This is a genomic window from Rhodococcus sp. LMD (assembly GCF_056108245.1).
The window spans coordinates 24,430-47,551 of record NZ_JBWBAJ010000002.1 but is presented as its reverse complement, the minus strand read 5'-3'; the positions used below and the strand labels follow the sequence as shown (position 1 = coordinate 47,551).

Here is a 23,122-nt window from a genome sequence, read left to right as displayed (position 1 = left end):
AAGCGATGCAGGTATCCGCCCAAGGGGTCGTGCCCCTTCCCGGCGAGGTCGTCGACGGCTTCCAAACGCTGCTCGGTTACGCGGCCGGGATCGTCTTCATCCTGTGCGTGGCCAAAGTGATCTTCGTCGGCGGACGCCTGGCCTGGGACCACAAGCACGGAGCCGGCATCGAATCCCCCACCGCCGCAGAGTTCGTCGCAGCGAACATCGGGGCGATCCTCGCCGGCGGCGTGGCCGCGACCATCGCCACGATCCTGCTGGCCACCGCCCAAGGACCCCAAGCCCAGCAGATCGGAAGCGGCCATTCCCCGACGGTCATCGACCAGCTCGAACAAATGCAGCAGCAACAGCAACAGCAATCCGGCAACGAGGAGAACGAACGATGATGCGTCGGTGGGCGCGAGCAGCAATGGTCGCGGTGGCGTTGGTTGCCACCAGCTGCGCAGGAACGCACACCCCCGATACCGAGCTGTCGATCACCGATCCACCGCAGATCAACCGGTGGATCACCGTCGGCGGCATCGAGGTGCCGATCGGCACCACCGACGGCCCCAGCAATGGTGAATGGGAACCCTTCGCCGGATTCAGCCACACCCCACAGGGAGCGGCGCTGGCGGCGATCACCCAGTCGGTGCAACTGTCCACCGCCTCCGATCGCACCTGGCCCCAGATCCTGGCCGGTGTCGCCGCACCCGGCGAAGGCCGCGACCTGTACGCCGCCCACCGCGCCCTGGTGGAGATTTCGGGAACCGACCCCGAGATGGTGCCGACCATCGTCGGCTACACCATCGACGACTACAGCGACACCGCCGCCACCGTCAGTGTCGTGCAGCGCTTCTCCGATGACTCGCTCGCATCCTCGACCACCCAAGTGGTGTGGGTCGACGACGACTGGCGATTGAACCTGCCCAGCGAGACCGCCGCCACCATCACCGCTCTCGACGAAGTGCCGTCGGAGCTGGTCAACCTCGAGGAGACCCGCAAGTGACCGAGCAGAACACCACCGACTCGACCCACGAGAAGCACACTCCCTCGCTCGACGCCGAGAACGAACGCGCATCGTCGGCCACCAAACTCACCATCGGCTTGGCGGCGGTGGCCATCATCGTCGTCGTCGGTGTCGTGGTCAGCCTGGTGATGGTCTTCCGAGGCGAGGACGCAGAGCCGTTGGTCTCTCTCGATCCGACCACCGGCAGTAGCGCCACCGCCCAGGACAAGGACGGACTGTTCGAGCCGGACCCGGTCTTCGACAAAGGCAACCGTGTTATCTACGTGCCGCTCGAGCCCCACGGCGTGATCCTGTCCGACACCCTGGCCAGCTCGAACCGTCCGGCGGACCAGGCCCCTAGCGGGGTGATGCTCCAGCGCATCCACGGGAACATGGACCTTCCGTTCTCGACCTCCGATGGCCCCACCGCGTTCACCGACAACGGTGTCGCCACCGGGTTCTCTCGCACCGCGCAAGGAGCGGCACTCGCAGCAGCCCACTACTTCGGCTATGCCTACGCGGGCGGGAACCGGCTGAAAATGGCGACTGAGGCGGGACTGGTGTCGGACCCGAAGGGCGAGTTCTCCGCTCTGGGGATTGCTGACGACACGCCGGCGTCGGTGATGCCGATGGTCAACGTGCTGTTCAACCCTGATCTGACTCTGGTGAAGTTCGGCTACACCGTCGAACGCCCCAATGGCTCGACCCAGATCGCGGTCTCAAAGATCCCGATGGTCTGGCGTGAGGGCACCGGCTGGGTGCTCCAGGCCGATTCCACCGCTCTCGGTGTCGAGTACGAATCCCTCTCGGCGGACGGGTGGCAACAATGGTGGTGACCCGCAGCTTGTGGACAGCACTGATCAAGGTTGTCGCCGTGACGTGTGTTGTCGGTGTCCTCGCCCTCGTGGGAGCACACACCGCAGCAGCGCAGGAGACGGATTCCTCCCTCACTCCGGCTACTGACGACTCGTCCCAGGTCGACGACGAGGAAGCCACAGGACTCGAGCAGCTGGAGACCACCCTCGGCACGTTGACCTGCACCCCGGGTGGAATGCTGGCCGGCACCGTGGGTGGCTGGATCGCCAATCAGATCGGCGACGTGGACCTGCCCAGCTGCGGGGACGCGGTCGGCACCGCGGTCGATGCAGGTATCGGCACGATCGAAGATGTCGCCGGGGGCGTCGCTGAGGGTGCGGTCGAGAAGACGGCGCTGTGGATCGGCAACGCGGGTGTCGCGGTGCTGAAGTTCGCGCTCGGATGGTGGATCACCAGCACCGAAATGGACGGGGACACCTTCCAGACGACGGTAGCGACAGTCAACGACTACACCTTCTACATCCAGGTCGCGGCCCTGTCGTTGTCTCTGATCCTGCTCGGCGGCCGGCTGGCACTGGCCCGCTCCGGCGCGATCCGCGACACCTCGGAAGAGGGCCTCAAGCAGATGGGCCGTGCGGCGTTGCTCGCCGGGGGAGCATCGACGCTGATCGTGCTCGGCACCGAACTGTCGGACCAGATTTCGGCGTGGTTCATGGACAGTGCGGTCGGCTCCGACCCGTCCCGACTGGCCGAAGCGATGGTCTCGATCTACCTGTATTCGGGTCCGGCCGGGGTGGGCCTGCTGTTTCTGATCGGCATCATCGGCATGCTCGGCGGGTTGATGATGGCGTTCTTGATGCTGCTGCGCACCGGCATTCTCGTGCTCATGGCAGCGGCGCTGCCGATCGCCGGCGCGGCCGGAGGCACCAAGGTCGGCAGCCAGGCATACGAGAAGATGCTGGCCTGGACGATCGCGTTCTTGCTGGTCAAACCGGTCGGGGCGTTCGTGATCGGGGTCTCGGCGATCCTGTTCCTCGAAGCCACCCCGACCATCACCGACCCCGAGAACGGCGACGGGTTCATGGCCCTGTCCGGGGTCATCACCTTGTGCGCTGCGGCGCTGGTGCTGCCCGCCCTGATGCGGTTGATCGTCCCGAACGTCGGCGCACTGGGGGGCGGCGGCAGCGGCCTGGCCGCAGCCGCCGGCGCGGCCGCAGTCGGCGCGAAGGTCGGCGGGATGATCGCCACCGGCGGTGCCAGCGGCGCAGCATCCGGCGTAGCGACCACCAGCACCACCTCATCGAGCATCTCGAATTCTCCGAGTGGGGCTACCCCGTCGGGTTTCGGTGCCGCAGGGGGTGCCGGGGGTGGACAGGCAGGCGGCAATCAGAACGGAACTCCGTCCGCCGGCGGCAGCGCCGCCGTCGGCAGTGGTGGCCCGCAGGGCAACGACTCGGGCAGCCCCGGCGCCGCTGCGTCCGGCAGTTCTGGAGCGGGCGGTTCCGGTCACTCCGGCTTCGATGCGCCTGTGGCGACAGGAGCCGATCACCAGTTCAACCGAGGGGGCTTCGAACAGTGAGCAACGAGCCGACATTCAACACCTACGGCAACTGGCGCCGGCCCCGCAGCACCGGCCTGCTCGGAGCCACCTTCGGCACCTCGGTCGCGGCGATCCTCGCTGCAGCGGCCGTCATCATCGCGGGTCTGTTCCTCGGCATGACGGTCGCATTGCTGCTGGCCATCCCGGTGATCGTGTGCTTCATCCCCCTGGTCATCTCCCGTGACGGCCGCTCCGGCTACGAAAGGGCACTGATGCGATTCCAGTTCTGGCGCGGCCGCCGCCGCGGTGAGCACGCCTACGCTTCGGGCACGTTCTCCCGCGTTCCCGGGCGGGCCTACCGTCTTCCCGGCGTGCTCGGCGAGACCGAGCTCTACGAAGGCATCGACTCCGACGGGCGCACCTTCGGCATGATCCACATGCCCAGCCGGGGTGCCTACACCGTCGTCTTCGACGCCTATCCCCAAGGCGCCGAAGCCGTCGACCAGGACGTGATCGACCACTATGTCGGCAACTGGGCACAGTTTTTGTCCGGGGCCGGTGAGACCTCGGACATCCTCGCGGTGGTCACCACCGTCGAGACGCTGCCCGAGACCGGCATCGAGCTGTACGAGACGGTGCACCAGAACACCCGCGCCGATGCCCCGCAGCTGGCCCGCGATGCGGCCTACCAGCTCGCCACCGGCTTGACCTCCGGCGGTATCCGCCTCGCAGCGAGGATCGCGATCACCTTCGAGGCCAAGACCACCGAACGCAAACAGGACCCTTCCGAGCAGGCTGTCGAACTCGGCCGGCGTCTGCCCGGTCTGACGGCGTCGGCAGCACGCTCCGGTGTGCCCTGCTCGCCGATGGATGCCGACGAGATCATGGCGTTCGTGCGCCGCTCCTATGACCCGGCCTCGCTCGTCGATGTGGAAGCCGGCGTGTACTCCGGCGAGGGCACGGGGTTGACCTGGGAGGACTGCGGTCCCCGTACTGCCCTGGAGAGCGCCGACGGCGGCAAATACGTCCACGACGGTGCGGTGTCGGTGACCTGGGAGATGCGTGAAGCGCCCAAGGGGGCGGTGACCGAGCGGGTGCTGCAGCGCCTGTTGGCCCCGAACGAGGCGGTGCCGCTCAAGCGGGTCTCGGTGATCTATCGGCCGCATTCGGCCGGGGAAGCTACCGACATCGCTGACAGCGACTACCGCAACGCGATGGCCGAAGCACATGGTGGGTCGCTCAAGAACGGATCGATCGGTTCGGCGAAGTCGCAGATCGAGCTGGCGGCCACGGCCCAGGCCCGTATGGAACAGGCCCGTGGCGCCGGGATGGTGCGCTTCGGGGTGCTGGTGACCGTGACCGAACCGGCCGGCAGCTCCGATGTGCCGAAGATCGACGCCCTGGTCGAGGACCTCTCGCGTCAGAGCCGACTGACGATCCGCCGCTCGTGGTGCTGGCAGGCCGCAGCGTTCGCGGCCTCCCTCGGCGTGGGAGTCATCGCCCCCGACCACACCACCATTCCCAGCTTCCTCAGCAACTGAACACGCAAAGGGCACATCCATGAGTGCACGCAACGCCACGAGATCGTCGCGGCTGCTCACAGCGGAGAAGATCGCCAAGACTCTGCTGTCGGACGACGAGTTGTCCCGGCTCGAAGAGCAGGCCGCCACCGCAACCGGGCTCACGAAGGCATGGAAGAAAAGCCTGGTCAACCGCCAGTACAGCCGTCGGGCGACGGTCGAGCGGTTGACCCGGATCAATTCCGACGGCTTCGACCGCCCGCTCGCCGATCTCGACGACCGCGGATTCGACGGGGCCGGTGGGGGCCGGATGTCCACGGTGATGCCGCCGGTCGAATACCGCGGTACCTCGGTTCAGGTCGCCGGGATCTACCCGTGGATCGTCGGCGCGAAAGCGCCGCTGCTGGGTACCCCGCTGGGTCGGCATCTGACCACCGGCGCGGCCGTCGGATTCGATCCGCTCTACGCCTGGAAGATGAAGGCGATCACCGCGCCATCCTGTTTCATCTGCGCGCTCAACGGCTTCGGCAAGTCGACGCTGCTGCGCCGGATCGCCCTCGGCGACATCGCCCGCGGCACATTGGTGCTCGTGCCCGGTGACGTCAAGCCGGACCTGCGGGTGCTTACCGAGCAGGTCGGCGGGCAGGTCAGCGAGGTCGGCTACGGCACCGGCGCGATCAACCCCCTCGATCGCGGCCCGATCGGCGATGCGATCGAGCAACTGCCCGCCGGTTCCCTCGAACGGGACAAGGCCGAGTTCGCGCTGCACGCTCGCCAGCTCAACATGATCTGTGCGCTGCTCGAGATCGTCCGCCGCGGCCCCCTGAAGGACTTCGAGGAAACCCTGCTCGCCTCGGCGATCCGGCTGCTCTACGCCCCGGACTCGCAGTTCGACAACGACCACGCAGCCCGCCTCGAGGACCTGCTGACGCTGATCTCGACCGGACCCGAGGAACTGAAGGACGACGCGGTGGCCGACACCGACGACGAATACCGCGGTCAGATCAAACCGCTGCTGCGCTCGCTGCGCGCGCTGGTCAAAGGCCGGTTCGGAGAAACCTTCAACCGGCACAGCACCGTGCGGATCGACATCACCAAGCCGATGGTGGACCTGGACATGTCCTCGGTGCCGCCCGGCGATGAGTTGATGCGAGCCGCTGTGCTTCTCGCCGGCTGGAACGAAGCGTTCGCGGCGGTAGAAGCGGCGCACATCCTGGCCGACAACAAGGTGCCCGGTGCCAAGGCTCTGGCGGCGCACATCATCTTGGACGAAGTCTGGCAGGTGATCCAGACCGGCAGCTCGGCGGTGGCGCGTCTGGATGCGGTGCAGCGGTTGCAGCGGTCGATGGGCGTGGCGATGACGATGGTCACGCACTCGCTCGCGGACTTCGAGAAGGTCGGGGCGCTGGGCATGATCGAACGCTCCCGCGCCCGCATCGTCGGCCCGGTCCCCGAGGCCGAACTCGACCGACTCGGCCGCTTCATGAAGTTCTCCCGCGCTGAGCGGGCGATGGTGACCGGCTGGGCCAACGACAGCACCTCCTCGGTGGAGGAGAAAAAAGCATTGCGCCAGGCGCGCCGCAACAGTGCCGGCGACAACGGCACCGGCGCGGTCGAGAGCAAGCGCACCGCCGCCGGTGTCGGGCATTTCCTGCTCAAGCTCGGCGAAGGCGCAACACCGGGCACCCCGTTCAAGGTGTGGGTGCCCCAGGCAGAAAAGGATTCCGGGATTCACGACACCGATGCCCGTCTGCGGGCTGCCGATGAGGACCGAGCCAAGGGGTTCGCCGCATGAGCCGGCGGGAGCGTCGCGGCCGTCGCCGGTACACCCTGGTCGATGACCTCACTCGTGAGGCTGCGATCGAGACGGTCCTGGGGCGCATGAAGGCAGGGGTCAGCTTCACCGCTGCTACGCGAGCGGCCGCTGCGCAGCTGGATGTGGCCGAGACGACGGTGCGGGGCTGGGTCAACCGCTCCGGCCGTCGCCCTCGCCGCACACCGCAGGAAGTCGCCGCGTTGGAAGCGGAACTGGCACTGGCGCAGGACCTGAACCGGGCGCTGGCACGCAAGTACGGAGTTGTTGCCGAGGATCTGAGCCTGCGGTGAACGGCAAGGGGGGTACCGGCCTGATCGCGCTCATTCTGGCGCTCACACTCATTCCGTTCTTCCTGCTCCTCGTCCTCGTGATGGGGATTCAGGACGAACAAGACCGCCGCGCCGGCACGAGCTGCCTCGGACCCGGCTCCGGCCTCGGATCCGGCGACAAGCTCGCACCGATGGGCTCGTTCATCAAGCCGGTCGATCCCTCCACCGTCACCTTCACCTCCGGGTTCGGCCCGCGTTGGGGCACCGAGCATCAGGGCATCGACCTGGCCGGGGCCATCGGCACCCCGATCTACGCCTCGGCCGACGGGGTGGTGCGCAATGCCGGTCCCGCCAGTGGGTTCGGGCAGTGGGTGGTGCTCGATCATGTGATCGACGGTCAGCTCGTATCCACCGTGTACGGGCACATCGAGACCTACACCGTCGCCGTCGGCGAGCAGGTCCGCGCCGGTCAGCAGATCGCCACCGTGGGCAATCGCGGGGAATCGACCGGCCCGCATCTGCACTGGGAAGTCTGGCCCGGCGGCTGGGGCACCGCGGCGGTGGACCCGCTGCCGTACTACGAATCCGCTCCCGCACCGGGACAGACCCCGGCCGGGCCGCCCACCGCGGTGCCGTCCACCCCGCCCCAGGGCAACTTGGCGCAGCCGTTGCCGCCGTCGGCCGGCTCCGAGCAGGGCCTGCAGGTCGATGCGAAGAAACTCGCCCGCGCCCTGCACCTGCGCTTCGGCGACCGGATCGCGAGCATCGGTGGGTGGCGCGCCGACGGCGGCTACGCCAGCGATCACACCGAAGGTCGGGCTGTGGATCTGATGATCGCGAACTACCGCTCCGGCGACGGGGTGACTCTCGGGGACGAGATCACCGACTACATCCTGGCCAACGCAGAGTTCTTCAATGTCGAGTACGTGATCTGGCGGCAGACCTACTACCCGGTCGGCGGTACCCCCAGCCTGATGGAAGACCGCGGCAGCGAAACCGAAAACCACTACGACCACGTGCACGTGTCCGTCCGGGGACAGGGCACCGACGAGACGTTGGTGTCGTGGGGATCGCTGCCCGGTGGCAGCGGCAACGCCACCGCCGCGGCCGCCGACTGCCTCATCTCCGGTGAGGGTATCGGCGACCGGCTCGCCGACGGGACCGTGCCACCGGAGTTCGTTCCGTGGATCGAGCGGGCCGGGTCGATCTGCCCGCAGATCACACCCTCGTTGCTCGCCGCTCAGCTCGCCGCCGAGAACGGTTTCCGCCACGGAGACTCCGCTCCGGTGTCGGTCACCGGGGCGATGGGACCGGCGCAGTTCATGCCGGGCACCTGGGCGTCCTATGGCCGCGACTACGACGGCGACGGCCGGGTCGATGTCAACAGCATCGGCGATGCCGTCATGGCCCAGGGCCACTACATGTGCACCATCGCCGACACCATCGACGGCTGGATCGGCGACGGGGTGGTCTCCGCCCCCAATGGGCGCACCGAGCTGTATCTGGCCGGCTACAACGCCGGCGAAGGCGCCGTCCTGAACTCCGGGGGATTCCCTACCGGGCACACCGACTACGTGGTCCAGACCCGCCCCTACGCCGACAAGATCATCGCCTCCGAACCGCAGTACCGGGCGATGGGCAACCAGTGAAAGAAGGCACGCCTGTGAGGATCACACGAGTCACCGTCGCGGCGGTGTGCACCGCGGCCGCCGTCGCAGTGGCGGGCTGCGGCAGCATCGACCCCGCAGGTGAGCAGCACGTCTATGAGGGCAGCGACGACCACCAGGTGATCGAACCGCTCTCACCCCAGCAGATCGACGCCGACGACACTGCGATCACCGCGATGCAGATGATCCTGTCCTGGCAGCCCGCGATCGACGAGAGCAAAACCGACGCCCTGATCCGGGCCACACCGTATCTCGGCGGGGACCTGCTCGCCGTCGCCGAATCCGGCAGCCGTGCCGAGGTACGTCCGGACGCCGATTGGCAGCAGTGGGCAGCGGCGAAAGACGCCGTGACGGCGGTCTGCGCTCACTCGGATACCACCCCGACAGCCCCGGCCGGGATGCGCACCGTGGTCATCGACGTGATCTGTACCCAGACGGTGCTGCACGCCAGCGGGCGCAGCACCCGCCTGACCCCGCAACTGTGGCGCACCACCACCGTCCGCACCGATGACGGGTGGCGACTGACCGACTACCGATTCCAGCAGTAGAAGGGGCACACAAACGATGGCACACACCAGACGCGAGCGACCACGCAGCTCCTCGGCCGCCGACGAGGTGTTCCTCAAAGCGTTCCCCGCCCTCGTGGTGGCGGCCTATCTGCCGACGATCGCCTACAACACCGGCGGGGGAGCAGACCCCACCTGGAACCCGATCGGCCTGATCTTCGCCCTAGGGTTCGGATCGACGAGCTGGCCGGCCGGCGCGACGACCATCCTGGTCCTCGAACTGGTCCTGCTCGCCGCTCTCGCCGGGGCCGGATGGTGGGCGCTGCGCCGGTTCGGAGTGCTCGAGACCGTCAAGGGCAAGCAGTTCGAACAGCGCATCGACCGCCTCGCCCGCACGATGGTCGACCCGAAGGAGGTCGACGAGGCCGACCCGAAATACCTCGCCGCCAGCACCGACCGGCTCGCCCCGGCCATCCCCACCAATCACCCCGGCTACCTCGGCATCCCCCTCGGACACACCGTGGTCGGGGATCGCACCCTGCGCATGACCTGGGAGTTCGTAGCGATCGCCTTCGCCGGCGCCCGCATGGGCAAGTCCGCCAGCTTCGCGATCCCGGCGATCTGCCACGCCCCCGGTGCGGCACTGGTGGCCTCGAACCGCGGCGATGTGTACTCCCACACCGTCGGCATCCGCCGCGAAACAGGACGGGTGTGGGTATTCGACCTGCAAGGCGTGTCTACCGGCAACCGACAAGAACGTGCGAGCTTCTGGTTCAACCCGCTGCGCACCGTCACCGACCTGCCTTCTGCTGCGGCGGTATGCGGCTACTTCATCTCCGCTGCCACCGATGCCGGTGCCCGCGTCGATGCCTACTTCGACGGCAACGCCCGCGACCTGTTCGCCTCCTACCTGCTCGCCGCTGCCCTGGTCGGCGGGGACATCCGGCATGTGGTCGAGTGGCTGACCCACACCCAGTCACAGATCCCCCCGGCCGTGCTCGAGCAGTACGGCTACCCGGAGCTGGCCCGCACGATGCGCGGCAAACAATCCGTCAACGCCAAACAACGCGACGGCTTCTACGACATGGCCCGCCGATTCCTCTCCCCATTGGACGAGCCCCGCTACGCCGAAGCAGTCCTGCCGAACCGCCGGGTCGTCATCGGCACCGACCAGTCCGGCCGGGTCACCATCACAGACGGAGAGCACGTCCACGACCTGCCGGAGTTCATTTCCGCCGAGTTCGTCACCCGCACCGACACGATGTATGCGCTGTCCAAGGACGGCCCCGGCTCGTCCTCGGCGATCTCCAGTGCCCTGGTCGGGCAGATCCTCACCTGCGCCGAGGAATACTCCGAGCAGCAGGAATCGGAGCGGATGCCGATCCCGCTGACGGCGGTGCTCGACGAGGCCGCCAACATCTGCAAGATCGAGGACCTGCCCCGCTGGTACTCGCACTTCGGTGGTCGCGGCATCATCCTCATCACCTTCTTCCAGTCCCCCTCCCAGGGAGAAAAGGTCTGGGGCCGCGAAGCCTTCAAGTCCATGGTCGATGCGTGCAGTGTCGTCTGGTACGGCGGCAACGTCGAAGACGACGCCTTCCTGTCCGGCCTGGTCGATGCCGTGGGCACCCACTACGTCGACACCGAGTCTCGCAGCCGCCCTACCGGTTTGTTCTCCAGCGGTCAGGCGAGTGTGTCGAGCAATTGGCAGAAGGAAACCATCTTCGAAAAGCGGGACCTGCGGGCGCTGCCGAAAACCCGGGCGCTGGTGACGATCGGTGGCTCCACCCCGATCCTGGTCCGCAAGGCGTTCTGGGGGAACTCGCTGTTCGCCGAGGCGATCCGTCAGTCGACGAAGGACAGCAAGCAGCTCGGCCCTGCCCAACAGAAAGCGCTGCCGGTGGGGGAGTCCGATCGCCTAGGCAGTGAGGGTCCGCAGCAACCACGCACCGTGGACGCGCCTGTCGTGGATTCCTCCCGCACCACTGCCCTGTTTACGTCCGAGTTCATGTCGAAGGAATGAGCATGGTGAATCTGCCCCGCACGACCGATGATCGCTGGGACACCGGCAACGAGTCCGGAGACGGCACCGCCGACGAGTGGACCCCGGAACAGGCCGCAGCAGTCGACTCCACTCCGGAACCGCAGGAGAAGAAAGAGCCGAAGTACGCGAACGTCATCGACTGGGTGAACGGTTTCTTCCTGCCGGTGATCCGCCGGCGGATCAGTGACAACGACGGCGGCCTGTCCTGGGATGCGAGGTGGTGGGCGTACCCGGAGGTCGTGGCCCGACTGACCGCGCTACACCAGGCATGGGAGGAAGCACGAGCGTCGGATTCGATGTCCGCGGTGTCCGCGTGGTGGGTACAGCACCTCGAACCCCACCTGAAGGTCATCCTCGACGGCGACACCGGACCGATGGCCAACGCCAAAGCCGACCGCAGCTTCATGGGCTGGCCGGCCATGCCCGCGGACCCGATTCCGTCCGATCTGGTCGACACGATCATCAACCAGTACGGCTAGGAGAAACCGTGGGCATCCACGGTCACGGTGTCCCAGTCGTCCGAGCTTTCGGTCAGCAGTCCTACGTCCCTGAGCTGGGTACGACGCGGTGATCCGGGCAATGAGGGAGCGGTCCTCGGCCGGTACGAGCTGGGTTACGACATACGAAGGAGTGGCATGAAACTATCTTTGCCCGAGCCGGATCTGGCACCGGCCGGGGAGCAGTGGCGTCAGATGATCCGTGACGAACAGCAGCAGTGGCTTGACGAGCGGGGAGTGTCATTGAGCGACGATCAACGGAAGTTGGCGTTCTACCAGGCCGCGGTCGCGGTCGGGGAGCTGCGCGAGCGAGTTGCTCAGTTGCCTGCCGAGCAGGTGCGTGGCGAAGCCCTCGATGCTGTGTCCCGCTACGCACCCCGCAGCCGGTGGTGGTGGGTCCAGCACGCAGCAGTGGTCTTGGCGTTCGTCGCTGTGATCGGATGGTTCTATTTCAACCAGGACACGGTGGTCCTGTGGGAGTACGTCCCGGCCGGGGAAACTGCGGACCTGGTTGCGCAAGCCGTGGGATACGGGCGGTGGGCTACCTGGACGGCGATGGTCGCGGTGCTGGTGTTCGTCCTCGGTCTTGCCGCCGTCATGTGGTTCGGCAAAAGCCCGCTGTTCAAGGAAAAAGCCATCCAATACTGGCGGACGGCTCTGGGAATGGCGCTGTGCGCCCTGTGCACCGGGGTCTTCGTCCTCGCGTGCACGATCTACGCGTTCTACACAGACCTGGCGTAGCAGTATGACGACTGTGGGGGCCACCGTCCGGTGGTCCCCACAGTGCTGTCTTCGGTCAGTACCCGAGCGTTGCTTCGTGACTGTGTTCGACGCCGGTGTCAGGGACGAACGCGGCCTCGTTGGTGTGGTCGGGCGTGCGTTCGATGTTGAGCATCTCGGTTACCGATCGGGGGTGACTGCTCACTGCAGCACCGATCGCATCGAGTAGTTCCTGACTGAGCTGGTTCAGGTTGACGGGTGAGAGGGGAGGAGCGACCTCGTCGTCACCGTTGACCGGGCCGACCGCGGCGGCCAGACCCCGGCCGGCGGACTCGAGGGCAGCTCCGATCTTGCCCAGGTCACCACTGCTCGTCGGTGCCGTCTCTGCGATCCGTTCGAGCTGGTCGGACACATCCGCTTCGTTTTCTTCTTCGACTGCGTCGGCCGGGTCGGGCTGCGGGGCAGGGTCGCTGGACACGTCCGGGTTGGTCTCGGACTTGTCGACGTTCATCTCTACGGTGTCGGAGTCGGCGGTGTGTTCGTCGGTGGTGCGGGCGAGGGATTCGGTCACCGCTGCCGGGACTTGCTCGGTGGGTTCGGCCACTGCGAGGTGCTGTTCGGACAGTTCGGCGAGCTTGTCGAACGACGGCACACTTCGGGCGGCGACGTAGGTCAATGCGACGGCGGCGGCGGCGTCGAAGACGCGGTTGTCGGCGTCCCGGTCGGTGGCCTGCCGCTCGGCGAGGCGGCGGGCGATCTCGTCCAGGGGCATCTGCACCTGCACATATCGCTGCTGCTCTTTCCGGTACTGCTGTGCTCGCAGTGCGTCCAGTCGTGCCGCATTCTCCTGCGCGAGCTGCTCCCATTTGCGGGTGATCTGTGCCTGCGCGCCCACATGCCGGGCTGTTGCTGCTGCTGCCAGAATCTGGACCGTGGTCTGCTCGGCGGGCTGTCCCCGGAATGCGCCGAGAACCTCGGTTCGGTCCTTCGGTGCCGGGGCCGGATGCCCTTGAGCGCGGCGGCCGTCGACTTGGCGAAGAAAGCCGACGAGGTCGGTCACGTCCTGGCTGGCTTGCGCCCTGGCCGGTCGGGGTTGCGGTCTCGCCTGGGCACCGGCCGGGGACCCGTCGAGCGAGTTCGGTGCACTCGCCGCCTCGGTGGGGTGAGCTGCTCGTCCCCGATTGCGCAGGAACCGCCGCTTCTGGTCGTTGTCCGCCATAGTCCTTCTCCTTGTGCCATCGGGGGCGGGGGTCGCCGCGTCCGGGCCTACAGGTCCCGTTCCGGTCCGGTGTCGTGGTCGAGGGGGTCGAGACCGAACTGGACGTTCGCCCCCGAATCGGTGTGTGTCTGTCGCGTCGACGTGCCGGTGGTGTAGTCGGGTCCGCCGGCCTTGCGTCGGGCGAGTTCGGCGTCGATCTGGCCGAGGATGGTGCGTTCGGCGGCGATCGATTCCTCGAGTCGGGTGATGCGGTCGGTGATCCGCCCGATGGTCTGATCGTCGGTGGCGCGGGCGCGGGCCTTGGCGGCTTCGGCGGCGCGGTAGTGCTGTGCACCGCGTTCGATCACCGCCCAGCGTCGCTCGGGCGGCGCTGCCTGTTCGGCGGCGGTCACAGCGGCGCGGGCAGCGGCGATCTGGTGTTCGGTCACGTGCGGGGACCGGGTCAGGGCATCGAGTCGGGTGCGGGCAGCACGCACCACCGCGATGTTGCGTTCGTCGATTTCGACCTGTGCGAGGGACCGCTCCACGCCCGAGAGGGCGGACATCTCCCCTCGTGCCCGCTCGAGTTCGTCGCGGGCCAGCGACAGCAGCATCGCATCTTCGGTGAGCCGTCCCCGGCTGACACCTTGCGCGGACACCAGCTCGGCGTCGCTGTAGCGGGCGTAGGGTCCGGCCACCTCGCCGCGGGTGTCCTCGGGTCGGCGCAACCGCTCGATGTTCGTCTCGACCGCACCCTGGCGTGCCTGCCGGATGTGCGCCATCGGATCGGTCTCGTCGGCGGGGGCGTCGGCGAGCACCCGCGAGACCGCGATTTCCCGCACCGTGGCCTCCCACAGCCGCACCCGGCGGGGATCGGTTCCCCGCTGGCCGATGGCGGTGATCCACGGCGCGTTCTGTTCGAGGGCGGTGGTGGTGTAGGAGTCGATGAACGCGTGCATCTGCTGCTCGCACGAGCGGGCGTAGGCGGCGAGGATGGGATCGGTTGCGGCCGCGGCGTCGGTCAGTGCTGGCACGCGGTAGGCGGCTACCGCGTCGGTGCGGCGGCGTGGCAGTTGCGCTCCGTCGGAGTTGTCGATGCGGTTCTTCAGGGCGCGGGCGATGACCTGGCCGGGGGAGTTGGTCTCGGTGTCGATCCGGCCGGCTCTGCCTTCGGAGCTCATCACGGCGGCGGCCTCGCGCAGCAGAGTCTCGGTGTCCCAGCCGAAGGTTTCCGATTGGGCGACGTAGGTGACGATCTGATCCCACCCGCCGAGGCTGTGCACCCAGCCGAACTGCTCGTCGGTGAGAATCCGGCCCAGGAGCTGTTCGGTGTAGTCCGCGTACAGCTCCCCGACGGCCAGCATGTAGATATCGACGATCTTCGACCAGGACGCGGCCTTGCGCTGTTCGTCCTCGATCATCTGGTGCACGGTGCGCTGGGAACCGTCGCGGGCGATGATCTTCGCGAGCAGACCGATCGCGCCGGGATGCTCATCCGGGCGATGTTCGAAGTCCCAGTCGGGCAGCTCGTCGTTGGCAGCGTAGACGATATTGGCGTGCTTGCCGCGGGTGAGCGCGACGTACAACGACTGGCGATCCATGTTCGCCCCGGCGAGCACATGGCAACTTCCCACCGTCATGCCCTGCGAGCGGTGCACGGTGGTCGCGTAGCCGAGTTGCACGTTGTCGGTGATGTAGTCGGCGGCGACGGTGACCTGGCCGCCGCTGATGTTGTTGCGCAGCCGCAGCGATCCGTCGTCGCCGATGGCAGCGACGGTCCACAGGTCGCCGTTCTTCACCCGGCCCGAGGTGTTGCCGTCGGAGTCCTCGACGACGTACTTCGAATTGTTCTTCCGGGTGACCACCACGTCCCCGACAGCGGCCTCGAGACCGTCGGCCAGGACGATGCCGGGTCCGGTGACGGTGCCGTTGGCGCGGTAGTAGGCGGCGGCTTTCTCGTTGAGCTGGCGCACCAGATCGTTGGTGGGGGCGACCATCAACGCGACCTGCCCGGCCTCGACGTCGGCGACGTAGGCGTCGAACACTGCATCGGCCAGCTCGTGCGCCATGCCCTGCCGGATGCGATCGTTCTGCTCGTACCACTCGAGCACCGTCACATCGCCCGTGCGCAAGCGCAGGCTCGCCTCGGCCTCACCGACGGTGGCGAAACGGTGGACCTGGCGCAGGAACGGGGCGTTGGTGCGATCGGCCAGATCACGCAGAACGCCACCGGCTTCGACGGAAGCGAGCTGCTGCGGATCACCCAACAACCGCACCACCGCACCGGACTCGGTGGCGATGCGGGTCAGGTCGGCCAGATCGCGGGCCGATGCCATGCCCGCCTCGTCCACCAGCAACAGATCACCCTTGCCGATGCCGGTTGCGATGCCGACGCGGTGGCGGGTGAGCACGTCGGCAATGGTGCGGCCCTGCACCGAAATTTCCTCACCGAGCACTTCGGCGGCACGGGCCGACGGCCCCAGAGCGATGACGTTTCCGTTGACCGCTTCCCAGGCGCGGGCGATCACGGTGGCGGCGGTGGTCTTGCCGGCACCGGCCGCACCTACCGCCACCGCGACCCGTTTGCCGGCCGTGAGGAAGTGTTCGATCATGGCGAGCTGATCGGCACCGAGCTCGTGGCCGTTCGCCTCCTCGACGGCGCGGATCTTGCGGCGAATGATCCGGTCGTCCACGATGTGCTCGTCGTCCATCCGGGCCTGCTCACGCATGAAGTCCTCGGCGTCGAGAACCGCTTGCGCGGTGTAACGCATCTGCGCGCGATCGACCAGCAGGCTGCGCCGACGTCCCCGTTCGACGCGGTCGCTGATCCGCTCGGGCAGGTGATATTCCTCGATGTCAATGGGCAGGCAGTAGTCGCGCAGTGCGAGTTCGAGTGCATCATCGTGGAGCGCGCGTAGCTGCTCGTCGTCGGCGAAACTGAACTCTCGCAGGCGCCTCTCGATCTCGGCGGTCACCGAGAACACCGTCCACGAACCGACCTTGCGCGAGAGCGTGTCGACGACCTCATCGACGAGCGCCGGCACCTGCCCGGGAGTCAACTCCGGTCGGCGGTCCCGTTCCCCGCGGACGGATTCGACCAGCTCGGCGGGATTGTTCCCGGCGAGAATCGCCTCGGCGCGCTCGCGCCATTCGGCCCGCAATTCGGCCAGGGAGCGTGGGGGATTCTTCGCGTTGCGGGTGTCCAAGGTGGCCTGTTGCGCCTGGGCGTACTGCACCTTCTTCGGCGGGTTCTTGCCGTAGCGGGTCTTGTAGTCGCGGGCCAGCTCTTCCTGGCGTGCCTCGATCGCGGCGCGGCGGGAGAACTCCTCGATCAGGGACACCGGGATGCCTTCGACCTCGTAGACCGGTTGCTTGCCGACCGGCGTATCCGGCCTCGGAGCGAAGGTGACACCGAGCTTGCGGGCCACGAGATCGGCCACCCGGGTGTTGTACTTCTCCGACGCCGACACGTTCGCCTTGTAGAGAATGGACCCGTCGATGGTGGTCCATCGGCCTTCGGCATAGACACGATTGAGCACGGCGCTGTGGGTGTGCAGGTTCGGGTCCGCAGCGCGATTGTCGAAGTGATCGAACCGGGCGATCAACAGCCCTTCGGCCTTGACCTTGCGCTCCCCGCCTTTGCCGCGGCGGGTGTAGATCACGTGATCTTCGATCCACTCCAATGCTTCGTCCACGGCCTGCTTGTGGGCTTCTTCAACTGCGGCCTTGACCTGATCGTCGCCCAGGCCCCACAGCAACGAGATGGACTTCATCGGGGTGAACACCAGGTCATAGCCGGCCACCGGCTGCCGCGCCTTGCTGTACTGCTCGGTGATGAACTTCCACACACTTTCATCGCTGAGCAGCCCGGCCTGCTCAGCACTTTCGCGGCTCAGGTGCTTGCGGGCGGTGGCGAACTGGATGTCCTTCTTGGTCTGAGTGTCGGGGTATTCCCCGTGCTGCGCCTTGTAGGCGGTGCACAGTTCCTCGACGTCGTGGACGTATTCCTGACTGTTCTGAAACCACGAAAACGCTCGTCCGAGGGCGGTGCTTTGGGACCAGTTCAGGTGCTCTTCGACCGAGGCTTCGGGTCCGGGCTTGGTGTCCAAGGCGGTCGGAGTACGCGCAGCACCGAACACCGATCGCATCGCGGATTCGGTGACTTCGGTGCCGACCTCGACACCGACCTTCTCGGCCAGTTTCCCGCACCACACGCCGGGCGGGGTGCCCTTGGCGACGTAGTAGTCGACCGCATCGGGCTTGCGGGACTCGGTGGCGTCGCCCTTGGCGACGTGCTTGGTGAGATAGACATAGCCGTCCCCAGCGTTGAGCTTGTGGACGGTCATCACGGCGCCGATTATGCCATGTCGCACCTTTAGTGCATGAGGTGTGAGAATTTTCTGGGCGAACGGAGTTCGCACCGAGGTCCGACAGGCCCTCGGGGGGTCCTGGCGGAGCTGCGGAGCTGCGGAGCTGCGGGTGTTAGGCCGGTTGGGGTGGTTTTTCGTCGGTGAGGTGAGCGAAACGGATGGCATGTCGAGGTGACGACGAAGCGGGGCGCGGAGCTCCCCGCGGGGTGTGGCGAGCCGCTACACTGCGGGACTATGGCCTCGACTTCTCGTGTGGCGTCCCGCCGCTCCCTGCGTCCGCACACCGCCGGCAATGTCCGGGAGAACGCGCGCCGCGCACGCGAGCGCCTGTTGGCTCGTCAGGCGGAGCTCGAGAAGCTGTCCGCGCCGATCCACGCCGCCGCCGAGAAGCTGGCGAAGCTCGACTCGGCGGTGTCCGCTCGTGCCGACGCGCCGTTGAAGAAGATCGAGCGGCTCGAGAAAGCGCGTGATCGGAAGATCGAGAAGATCCGGCAGGAGTATGCGGCGAAGATCGCTGCGGTGCGTGAGGAGCTGGAGTCCGACGCCGAGCAGATGACGCCGGCCGAACGCGAGCAGGAAGAGATGTTGCTGCGCGAGTATGCCGATGCGATCGTCGCGTTCAGCGGTAAGGCGTCGGCGGCGGAGCTGGCTCCGCTGCTCGGTGTGAGTGTGCGCGAGGCGAAGAAGATCATCGAGCAGGCTCGGGCCGACCTGGGGATCACCGGCGACAGCTCGGACAGCGCTGAGCCGTCCGACGAGGACCGGCCGGTGAGCGTGGCCGTGTCCTGAGCGCGGTGCGGCCGTGAGCGAAGACGAGGAGCCGCTGTTCGACCTCGCGTTCAGCGACGGCACCGTCGAGTTCGTCGCCGACGATGCTCCGGACCGTCGCCGGGTACGGGTGGTGGACAACTCGCTGCGGCCGTCGCAGGCGAACATCTCCGCGTTCTGGTCGAAGGTCGTGAAGTCCCCGACGTGTTGGTACTGGGTCGGGGCGATCAGTGCGCCGGACGGATACGGGCGGTTCAACTTCCAGCGCGGGAATCGGCAACGCACGATGCTCGCGCATCGGTTTTCGGTGGAACTGACGCACGGGCCGTTGGCTCCGAACGTGGTGTGCGAGCACAAGTGCAACGAACCGTTGTGTGTGCGGGTCGGGCTGGCGCACCTGGTGGAATCCACCTACAGCGAGAACGTGCGCTACGCGATTGCCCTGGGCCGGCTGTCCGGTCACGCTCTGCTCGACGGGCAGGGCCGCACTCGCTACGAGCGGTCGCTGGCGATCCGGGAGGCGTTGCGCGACGGCTACGACGAGCAGGCGTTGCTGCGCGCGAAGACCGATCCGGGACAGTGGCAGCAGACGCTGTTCTGAGCAACAGGTGGGCCTGTGCTGGTAGGTCCGGTGACTACACGCGAAGGGGTGTCGATGGTTCAGCGATCCGAAGTGGAAAAGCAGTTGTACGAGGCGGTCAAGCACACGATCCGGCCGAGCGAGAGTGACCTCGAAGCGGTCCTCCACGGTGAGCCGGTGCCGTTGTCCCGGCCGGCGTCCGGGTCGTTCGACCTGGCGTTCCCGGACGAGCAGGTGGGCGATGCGTTGTAGCGTGCGTGCGGCACTATGCTGTGCGGTGTAAGACGTGCGCAAGTGGTGGTCGGGCTCGATACCTGACCAACACTTGCGCGCAACGGGCGAGGCCCCCGGAACTACGGATTCCGGGGGCCTCGTCGTGTCGGGTGGTGTCAGATCCGGTCACCGCTGGGCGCGGGCAGCTCGATGCCGAAGCGTTCGCGGGCGATGCGCACTGCGGTGCCTGCGAGCTCGCGGATCATCGACGGGTGCAGTCCCTGCTCGAGTGCTTGTTCGAGCAACCCGAGGAACCGCGTGTCGCACAGCGGGAAGCGGGTGGCTTCCTCGCGGGCGGCACGGAACGCGCACCCGGCCTCGACGCCCTGCCCGTTGGCGTAGGAGAAGTACCCGGCCACCGTCAAGGGGTAGCCGTAGCATCCGCCGGAAATCGGGCGGATTTGGCGTATCCGACTGGTGGGCACGGGGTTTCGAGTTCGGCATGCGCTGTCGACTGGTTGGTGCTTGACTGCCGATGATGATGTTGGTCGGTGCTGGTGGAGGCTGGGGTCGTGGCGACGCGGATGTTCGCGGACGAGGAGTTGGAACGACTGCGGGGATTCCCGGAGATCAGCCGCGAGGAGCTGTTCCGGTACTTCACGCTGACGCCTGCGGATCTGGCGTTCGTGGATCCGGGCCGGGGCCGGGGCCCAGCCGAGCGGCTGGGCTTGGCGATCGCGTTGTGTACGCTGCCGTGGCTGGGATTCGTGCCGGATCGGCTGGTCACGGCTCCGCCGGTGGCGGTGGCTCGTGTCGCCGAGCAGTTGCGGTTGGATCCGGTGGTGATCGGTGCCTACGGCAGGCGAGCCAAGACCCGCACCGAGCATGTGCGCCTGGCCGCGCGGTACCTGGGATGGCGTGCGGTCGGTGCGCTCGAGTTCAAGGAGCTCGATGAGTTCCTGCTCGCGCGGGCGATGGAGCACGATTCCCCGACTCTGCTGTTCCGGCTGGCGTGTGAGTATCTGATCTCGGCGAAGGTGATCCGGCCAGGCCCGGTCACCGTGGTCGAGCGGGTCGCCCACGCCCGCCACCAGGCCCAGACCGAAACCTATGACCGGCTCGCTCACGAGTTCACTGCGGCGCGGTGCGCGGAGTTGGACGGCTTGCTTGTCACCGACGCTTCGCTGGGGATCTCGCGGTTGCGGTGGCTGTCGACCGGGCCGGTGGAGGCCTCGGCGGCCGCGGTCCGCGCCGAGGTCGACAAGCTGGGTTTCCTGCGCGGGTTGGGCGCTGATCGGCTGGATATGTCGGTGCTGCCCGCCGAGCGGCGCCGGTTTTTGGCCACGATGGGCCGGCGCCTGAGTCCGCAAGCGCTGCAACGTCGGGATCCGCAACGCCGGTATCCGATCCTGCTCACGGTGCTGGCCCAGTCCGGCACCGATGTCCTCGATGAGGTCGTGGCGTTGTTCGATCAGGCGATCTCGGTGAAATTCGGTGCTGCCGAACGGAAGATGCAGCAGCGGCTGGCCGAACGAGGGAAGACTGGAGAGGACCGTCAGGCGCTGCTGGACGATCTGTTGGAAATCGTCACCGACCCCGGCGTTCCGGATGAGGAGATCGGTGCGCTGATCCGCGGCGAGAAGATCGGGTGGGAGCGCCTGCGCGCGGCGATCGCCCAGGCCAAGCCCAGGTTGCCGCGTGATCACGGGCATCTGGCGGCGTTGGATTCCTCCTACACCTACCTGCGTCAGTTCACCCCCGCGGTGCTCGAAGCGGTGCGCTTCTGCGGCGGTACCGCCGCGACCGAGTTGCTGATCGCGGTGAACATGCTGCGCGAGTTGAACGCGACCGGGCGGCGCAAGGTCTTCGATGACGCCCCGACCGGGTTCGTGCCGATGAAGTGGCGCGGCTACCTCGACGAGGCCCGCAAATCCGGCAGCGCGACCGCGTATCGGCACTACTGGGAGTTGTGTGTGCTGCTCGGATTGCGTGACGGGTTGCGCAGCGGGGATGTGTTCGTGCCGGGCTCGCGCCGTTACGCCGACCCGGCCGCCTACCTGCTCACCACCGGGCAGTGGGAACCGCAACGCGTTGAGTTCTGCGGCCTGGTCGGGCGATCCGCCGATCCTGGCGTCGCGCTGGCCACCGTGGTCGCCGAACTGCACGACGCTCTCGGTGAGCTGGAGGAGGTGCTGGCCGGCGGGGACGGCCCGGTCCGGCTGGACGAGGGCGGGGATCTGGTGATCTCGCCGCTGAGCGCGGAAGATGTTCCCGCCGAGGCGATCACGCTCAAGGCCGAGCTGACCGAAATGCTGCCGTTCGCGCCGATCGTGTCGCTGCTGATCGAGCTGGACAAACGCACCGGCTACCTGGACTGCTTCACCCACGCCGGCGGTCAGGCCACCCGGACGCCGGAGCTCAAACGCAACCTGATCGCGGTACTGCTGGCGCACTCGACGAACCTGGGGTTGACCCGGATGGCCGAGGCGTGCGGAATCACCTACGACATCCTGGCCTGGACCGACGAGTGGTATGTGCGCGAGGAGACCCTGCGCGCGGCCAACCTGGTACTGGTCGGCTACCACCAGCGGCTGCCGCTGACCGCGGTGTTCGGCGCCGGAACACTGTCGTCGAGCGACGGGCAGCGTTTCCCGACGCGCGGTAAGTCGACCACGGCGCGGCCGTTGAGCCGCTATTTCGCCAGCGAGGGCCTGTCGACCTACACCCATGTCAGCGACACCCACGCCACCTACGGCACCAAGGTCATCGTGGCGACCAAACGCGAAGCCCACTACGTGCTCGATGAGATCCTGGGCAACGCCACCGATCTGCCGATCACCGAGCACGCCACCGACACCCACGGGGTCACCCTGGTCAACTTCGGGTTGTTCGACCTGCTCGGGATGCAGCTCTCGCCACGGATCCGGGATCTGGGGCGGATCACCCTGTACCGGCCGGGCCCGCGCGCCGAGGCCGAGGCCCGGTTCCCGCACGCGGGCCCGCTGATGACCCGCAAGGCCAACCTGGGTTTGATCGCCGAGCACTGGGACGATCTGCTGCGGTTGGCCGGATCGCTGAAGTTCGGGCACGCCACCGCGTCGCTGTTGGTCGGCAAGCTGTCGGCGTCGGGGCGGCAGAACACCCTGGCCGCGGCGCTCAAGGAGTACGGGGCGCTGCGGCGCACCATTTACGCCGCGAGATACCTCTCCGATCCGGACTACCGGCGCAAGATCTCGCGGCAGCTCAACAAGGGCGAGTCGCTGCACGCGCTGCGCCGCGACCTGCTCTATGCCCATGAGGGGATGATCCGGGCGCGCCACCTCGAGGACCAGACCGAGCAGGCCTGGTGCCTGACCTTGACGACCAACGCTGTGATCGCCTGGACCACAGAGTATTACGGGTTCGCTGTCGAGCAGATGCGCCGGACCGGGCAGCGTATCGATGACGAGGTCCTGGCCCACATCAGCCCGGCCCACAGTGCCAACATCAACTTCTTCGGCGCGATCGAGGTCGACATCGACGCCGAGCTGGCCCAGCTGGGCCCGACCGGGTACCGGCCGCTGCGGGTGCGCGACACCTTGTTCTGACCGCGCGGAACCGGGGCCCGTGG

19 protein-coding genes are annotated in these 23,122 nt (G+C 67.3%); 16 read left to right on the top strand and 3 right to left on the bottom strand.

The window, feature by feature from the left end:
* Positions 1 to 5: 5 nt before the first annotated feature.
* From ACWPQI_RS25050 to ACWPQI_RS24995, 12 genes are all read left to right on the top strand, one after another.
* Positions 6 to 386, top strand: coding sequence for a hypothetical protein (locus tag ACWPQI_RS25050; RefSeq protein ID WP_191902829.1), 381 nt, complete (start codon positions 6 to 8; stop codon positions 384 to 386).
* The gene (locus tag ACWPQI_RS25045; RefSeq protein WP_225223364.1) at positions 383 to 988 is read left to right on the top strand and encodes a DUF8175 domain-containg protein; all 606 of its coding nucleotides are present in this window, start codon (positions 383 to 385) and stop codon (positions 986 to 988) included. The genes ACWPQI_RS25050 and ACWPQI_RS25045 overlap by 4 nt, the downstream gene beginning before the upstream one ends.
* The gene (locus ACWPQI_RS25040; protein WP_072815194.1) at positions 985 to 1,824 is read left to right on the top strand and encodes a DUF8175 domain-containg protein; all 840 of its coding nucleotides are present in this window, start codon (positions 985 to 987) and stop codon (positions 1,822 to 1,824) included. The genes ACWPQI_RS25045 and ACWPQI_RS25040 overlap by 4 nt, the downstream gene beginning before the upstream one ends.
* The gene (locus ACWPQI_RS25035) at positions 1,815 to 3,383 is read left to right on the top strand and encodes a hypothetical protein (protein WP_072815193.1); all 1,569 of its coding nucleotides are present in this window, start codon (positions 1,815 to 1,817) and stop codon (positions 3,381 to 3,383) included. The genes ACWPQI_RS25040 and ACWPQI_RS25035 overlap by 10 nt, the downstream gene beginning before the upstream one ends.
* Positions 3,380 to 4,885, top strand: coding sequence for an SCO6880 family protein (locus ACWPQI_RS25030; protein ID WP_072815191.1), 1,506 nt, complete (start codon positions 3,380 to 3,382; stop codon positions 4,883 to 4,885). The genes ACWPQI_RS25035 and ACWPQI_RS25030 overlap by 4 nt, the downstream gene beginning before the upstream one ends.
* A 19-nt stretch (positions 4,886 to 4,904) precedes the next feature.
* The gene (locus ACWPQI_RS25025) at positions 4,905 to 6,659 is read left to right on the top strand and encodes an ATP-binding protein (protein WP_072815189.1); all 1,755 of its coding nucleotides are present in this window, start codon (positions 4,905 to 4,907) and stop codon (positions 6,657 to 6,659) included.
* Positions 6,656 to 6,970 (top strand): hypothetical protein, encoded by a 315-nt coding sequence (locus ACWPQI_RS25020; RefSeq protein ID WP_072815188.1) that lies wholly within the window; start codon positions 6,656 to 6,658, stop codon positions 6,968 to 6,970. Before ACWPQI_RS25025 ends, ACWPQI_RS25020 begins: the two co-directional genes overlap by 4 nt.
* Positions 6,967 to 8,598, top strand: a complete 1,632-nt coding sequence (locus ACWPQI_RS25015) for a M23 family metallopeptidase (RefSeq protein WP_072815187.1) — start codon at positions 6,967 to 6,969, stop codon at positions 8,596 to 8,598. Before ACWPQI_RS25020 ends, ACWPQI_RS25015 begins: the two co-directional genes overlap by 4 nt.
* A 14-nt stretch (positions 8,599 to 8,612) precedes the next feature.
* On the top strand, positions 8,613 to 9,164 hold the full coding sequence (locus ACWPQI_RS25010) for a hypothetical protein (protein WP_072815226.1): 552 nt from the start codon (positions 8,613 to 8,615) through the stop codon (positions 9,162 to 9,164).
* Between the two features lie 16 nt (positions 9,165 to 9,180).
* Positions 9,181 to 11,145 (top strand): type IV secretory system conjugative DNA transfer family protein, encoded by a 1,965-nt coding sequence (locus ACWPQI_RS25005; protein WP_072815185.1) that lies wholly within the window; start codon positions 9,181 to 9,183, stop codon positions 11,143 to 11,145.
* A gap of 2 nt (positions 11,146 to 11,147) precedes the next feature.
* Complete coding sequence (locus tag ACWPQI_RS25000; protein WP_072815183.1) at positions 11,148 to 11,645, top strand: DUF4913 domain-containing protein; 498 nt, start codon at positions 11,148 to 11,150, stop codon at positions 11,643 to 11,645.
* Between the two features lie 156 nt (positions 11,646 to 11,801).
* The gene (locus tag ACWPQI_RS24995; RefSeq protein WP_072815181.1) at positions 11,802 to 12,404 is read left to right on the top strand and encodes a hypothetical protein; all 603 of its coding nucleotides are present in this window, start codon (positions 11,802 to 11,804) and stop codon (positions 12,402 to 12,404) included.
* Positions 12,405 to 12,459: 55 nt separating this feature from the next.
* On the opposite strand, the gene ACWPQI_RS24990 is transcribed toward ACWPQI_RS24995, so the two are convergent.
* Positions 12,460 to 13,602 carry a hypothetical protein gene (locus ACWPQI_RS24990; RefSeq protein WP_072815180.1) on the bottom strand — a complete coding sequence of 381 codons (1,143 nt, stop codon included), beginning with the start codon at positions 13,600 to 13,602 and terminating at the stop codon, positions 12,460 to 12,462.
* Between the two features lie 47 nt (positions 13,603 to 13,649).
* A complete protein-coding gene (gene mobF / locus ACWPQI_RS24985; protein ID WP_474738873.1) occupies positions 13,650 to 17,927 on the bottom strand; it encodes a MobF family relaxase in 4,278 nt (1,425 codons plus the stop codon).
* A gap of 258 nt (positions 17,928 to 18,185) precedes the next feature.
* Here mobF and ACWPQI_RS24980 point away from each other — a divergent pair, with 258 nt between their 5' ends.
* From ACWPQI_RS24980 to ACWPQI_RS24970, 3 genes are read left to right on the top strand one after another with little or no spacing between them, the layout of a single operon-like run.
* Entirely contained in the window at positions 18,186 to 18,740 is a 555-nt protein-coding gene (locus ACWPQI_RS24980; RefSeq protein ID WP_072815176.1) for a hypothetical protein, read from the top strand.
* 13 nt (positions 18,741 to 18,753) lie between these two features.
* Positions 18,754 to 19,320: an HNH endonuclease family protein gene (locus ACWPQI_RS24975; protein WP_072815174.1), complete on the top strand. Its 567-nt coding sequence runs from the start codon at positions 18,754 to 18,756 to the stop codon at positions 19,318 to 19,320.
* A gap of 54 nt (positions 19,321 to 19,374) precedes the next feature.
* Positions 19,375 to 19,551, top strand: coding sequence for a hypothetical protein (locus tag ACWPQI_RS24970; protein ID WP_169918107.1), 177 nt, complete (start codon positions 19,375 to 19,377; stop codon positions 19,549 to 19,551).
* Positions 19,552 to 19,688: 137 nt separating this feature from the next.
* Here ACWPQI_RS24970 and ACWPQI_RS24965 read toward each other — a convergent pair whose 3' ends face one another.
* A complete protein-coding gene (locus ACWPQI_RS24965) occupies positions 19,689 to 19,937 on the bottom strand; it encodes a hypothetical protein (protein ID WP_474738872.1) in 249 nt (82 codons plus the stop codon).
* 147 nt (positions 19,938 to 20,084) lie between these two features.
* Between ACWPQI_RS24965 and ACWPQI_RS24960 the strand changes: the two genes are divergently transcribed.
* Entirely contained in the window at positions 20,085 to 23,099 is a 3,015-nt protein-coding gene (locus ACWPQI_RS24960; protein WP_072816316.1) for a Tn3 family transposase, read from the top strand.
* Positions 23,100 to 23,122 lie beyond the last annotated feature (23 nt).

What these genes read in the sequence shown, in the direction of transcription:
- ACWPQI_RS25050 (WP_191902829.1), top strand. Translation starts at nt 6, where the DNA reads ATGCAGGTATCCGCCCAAGGGGTCGTGCCCCTTCCCGGCGAGGTCGTC.
- ACWPQI_RS25045 (WP_225223364.1), top strand. Translation starts at nt 383, where the DNA reads ATGATGCGTCGGTGGGCGCGAGCAGCAATGGTCGCGGTGGCGTTGGTT.
- ACWPQI_RS25035 (WP_072815193.1), top strand. Translation starts at nt 1,815, where the DNA reads ATGGTGGTGACCCGCAGCTTGTGGACAGCACTGATCAAGGTTGTCGCC.
- ACWPQI_RS25025 (WP_072815189.1), top strand. Translation starts at nt 4,905, where the DNA reads ATGAGTGCACGCAACGCCACGAGATCGTCGCGGCTGCTCACAGCGGAG.
- ACWPQI_RS25020 (WP_072815188.1), top strand. Translation starts at nt 6,656, where the DNA reads ATGAGCCGGCGGGAGCGTCGCGGCCGTCGCCGGTACACCCTGGTCGAT.
- ACWPQI_RS25005 (WP_072815185.1), top strand. Translation starts at nt 9,181, where the DNA reads ATGGCACACACCAGACGCGAGCGACCACGCAGCTCCTCGGCCGCCGAC.
- ACWPQI_RS25000 (WP_072815183.1), top strand. Translation starts at nt 11,148, where the DNA reads ATGGTGAATCTGCCCCGCACGACCGATGATCGCTGGGACACCGGCAAC.
- ACWPQI_RS24995 (WP_072815181.1), top strand. Translation starts at nt 11,802, where the DNA reads ATGAAACTATCTTTGCCCGAGCCGGATCTGGCACCGGCCGGGGAGCAG.
- ACWPQI_RS24990 (WP_072815180.1), bottom strand. Translation starts at nt 13,602, where the DNA reads ATGGCGGACAACGACCAGAAGCGGCGGTTCCTGCGCAATCGGGGACGA.
- mobF (WP_474738873.1), bottom strand. Translation starts at nt 17,927, where the DNA reads ATGACCGTCCACAAGCTCAACGCTGGGGACGGCTATGTCTATCTCACC.
- ACWPQI_RS24980 (WP_072815176.1), top strand. Translation starts at nt 18,186, where the DNA reads ATGGCCTCGACTTCTCGTGTGGCGTCCCGCCGCTCCCTGCGTCCGCAC.
- ACWPQI_RS24970 (WP_169918107.1), top strand. Translation starts at nt 19,375, where the DNA reads ATGGTTCAGCGATCCGAAGTGGAAAAGCAGTTGTACGAGGCGGTCAAG.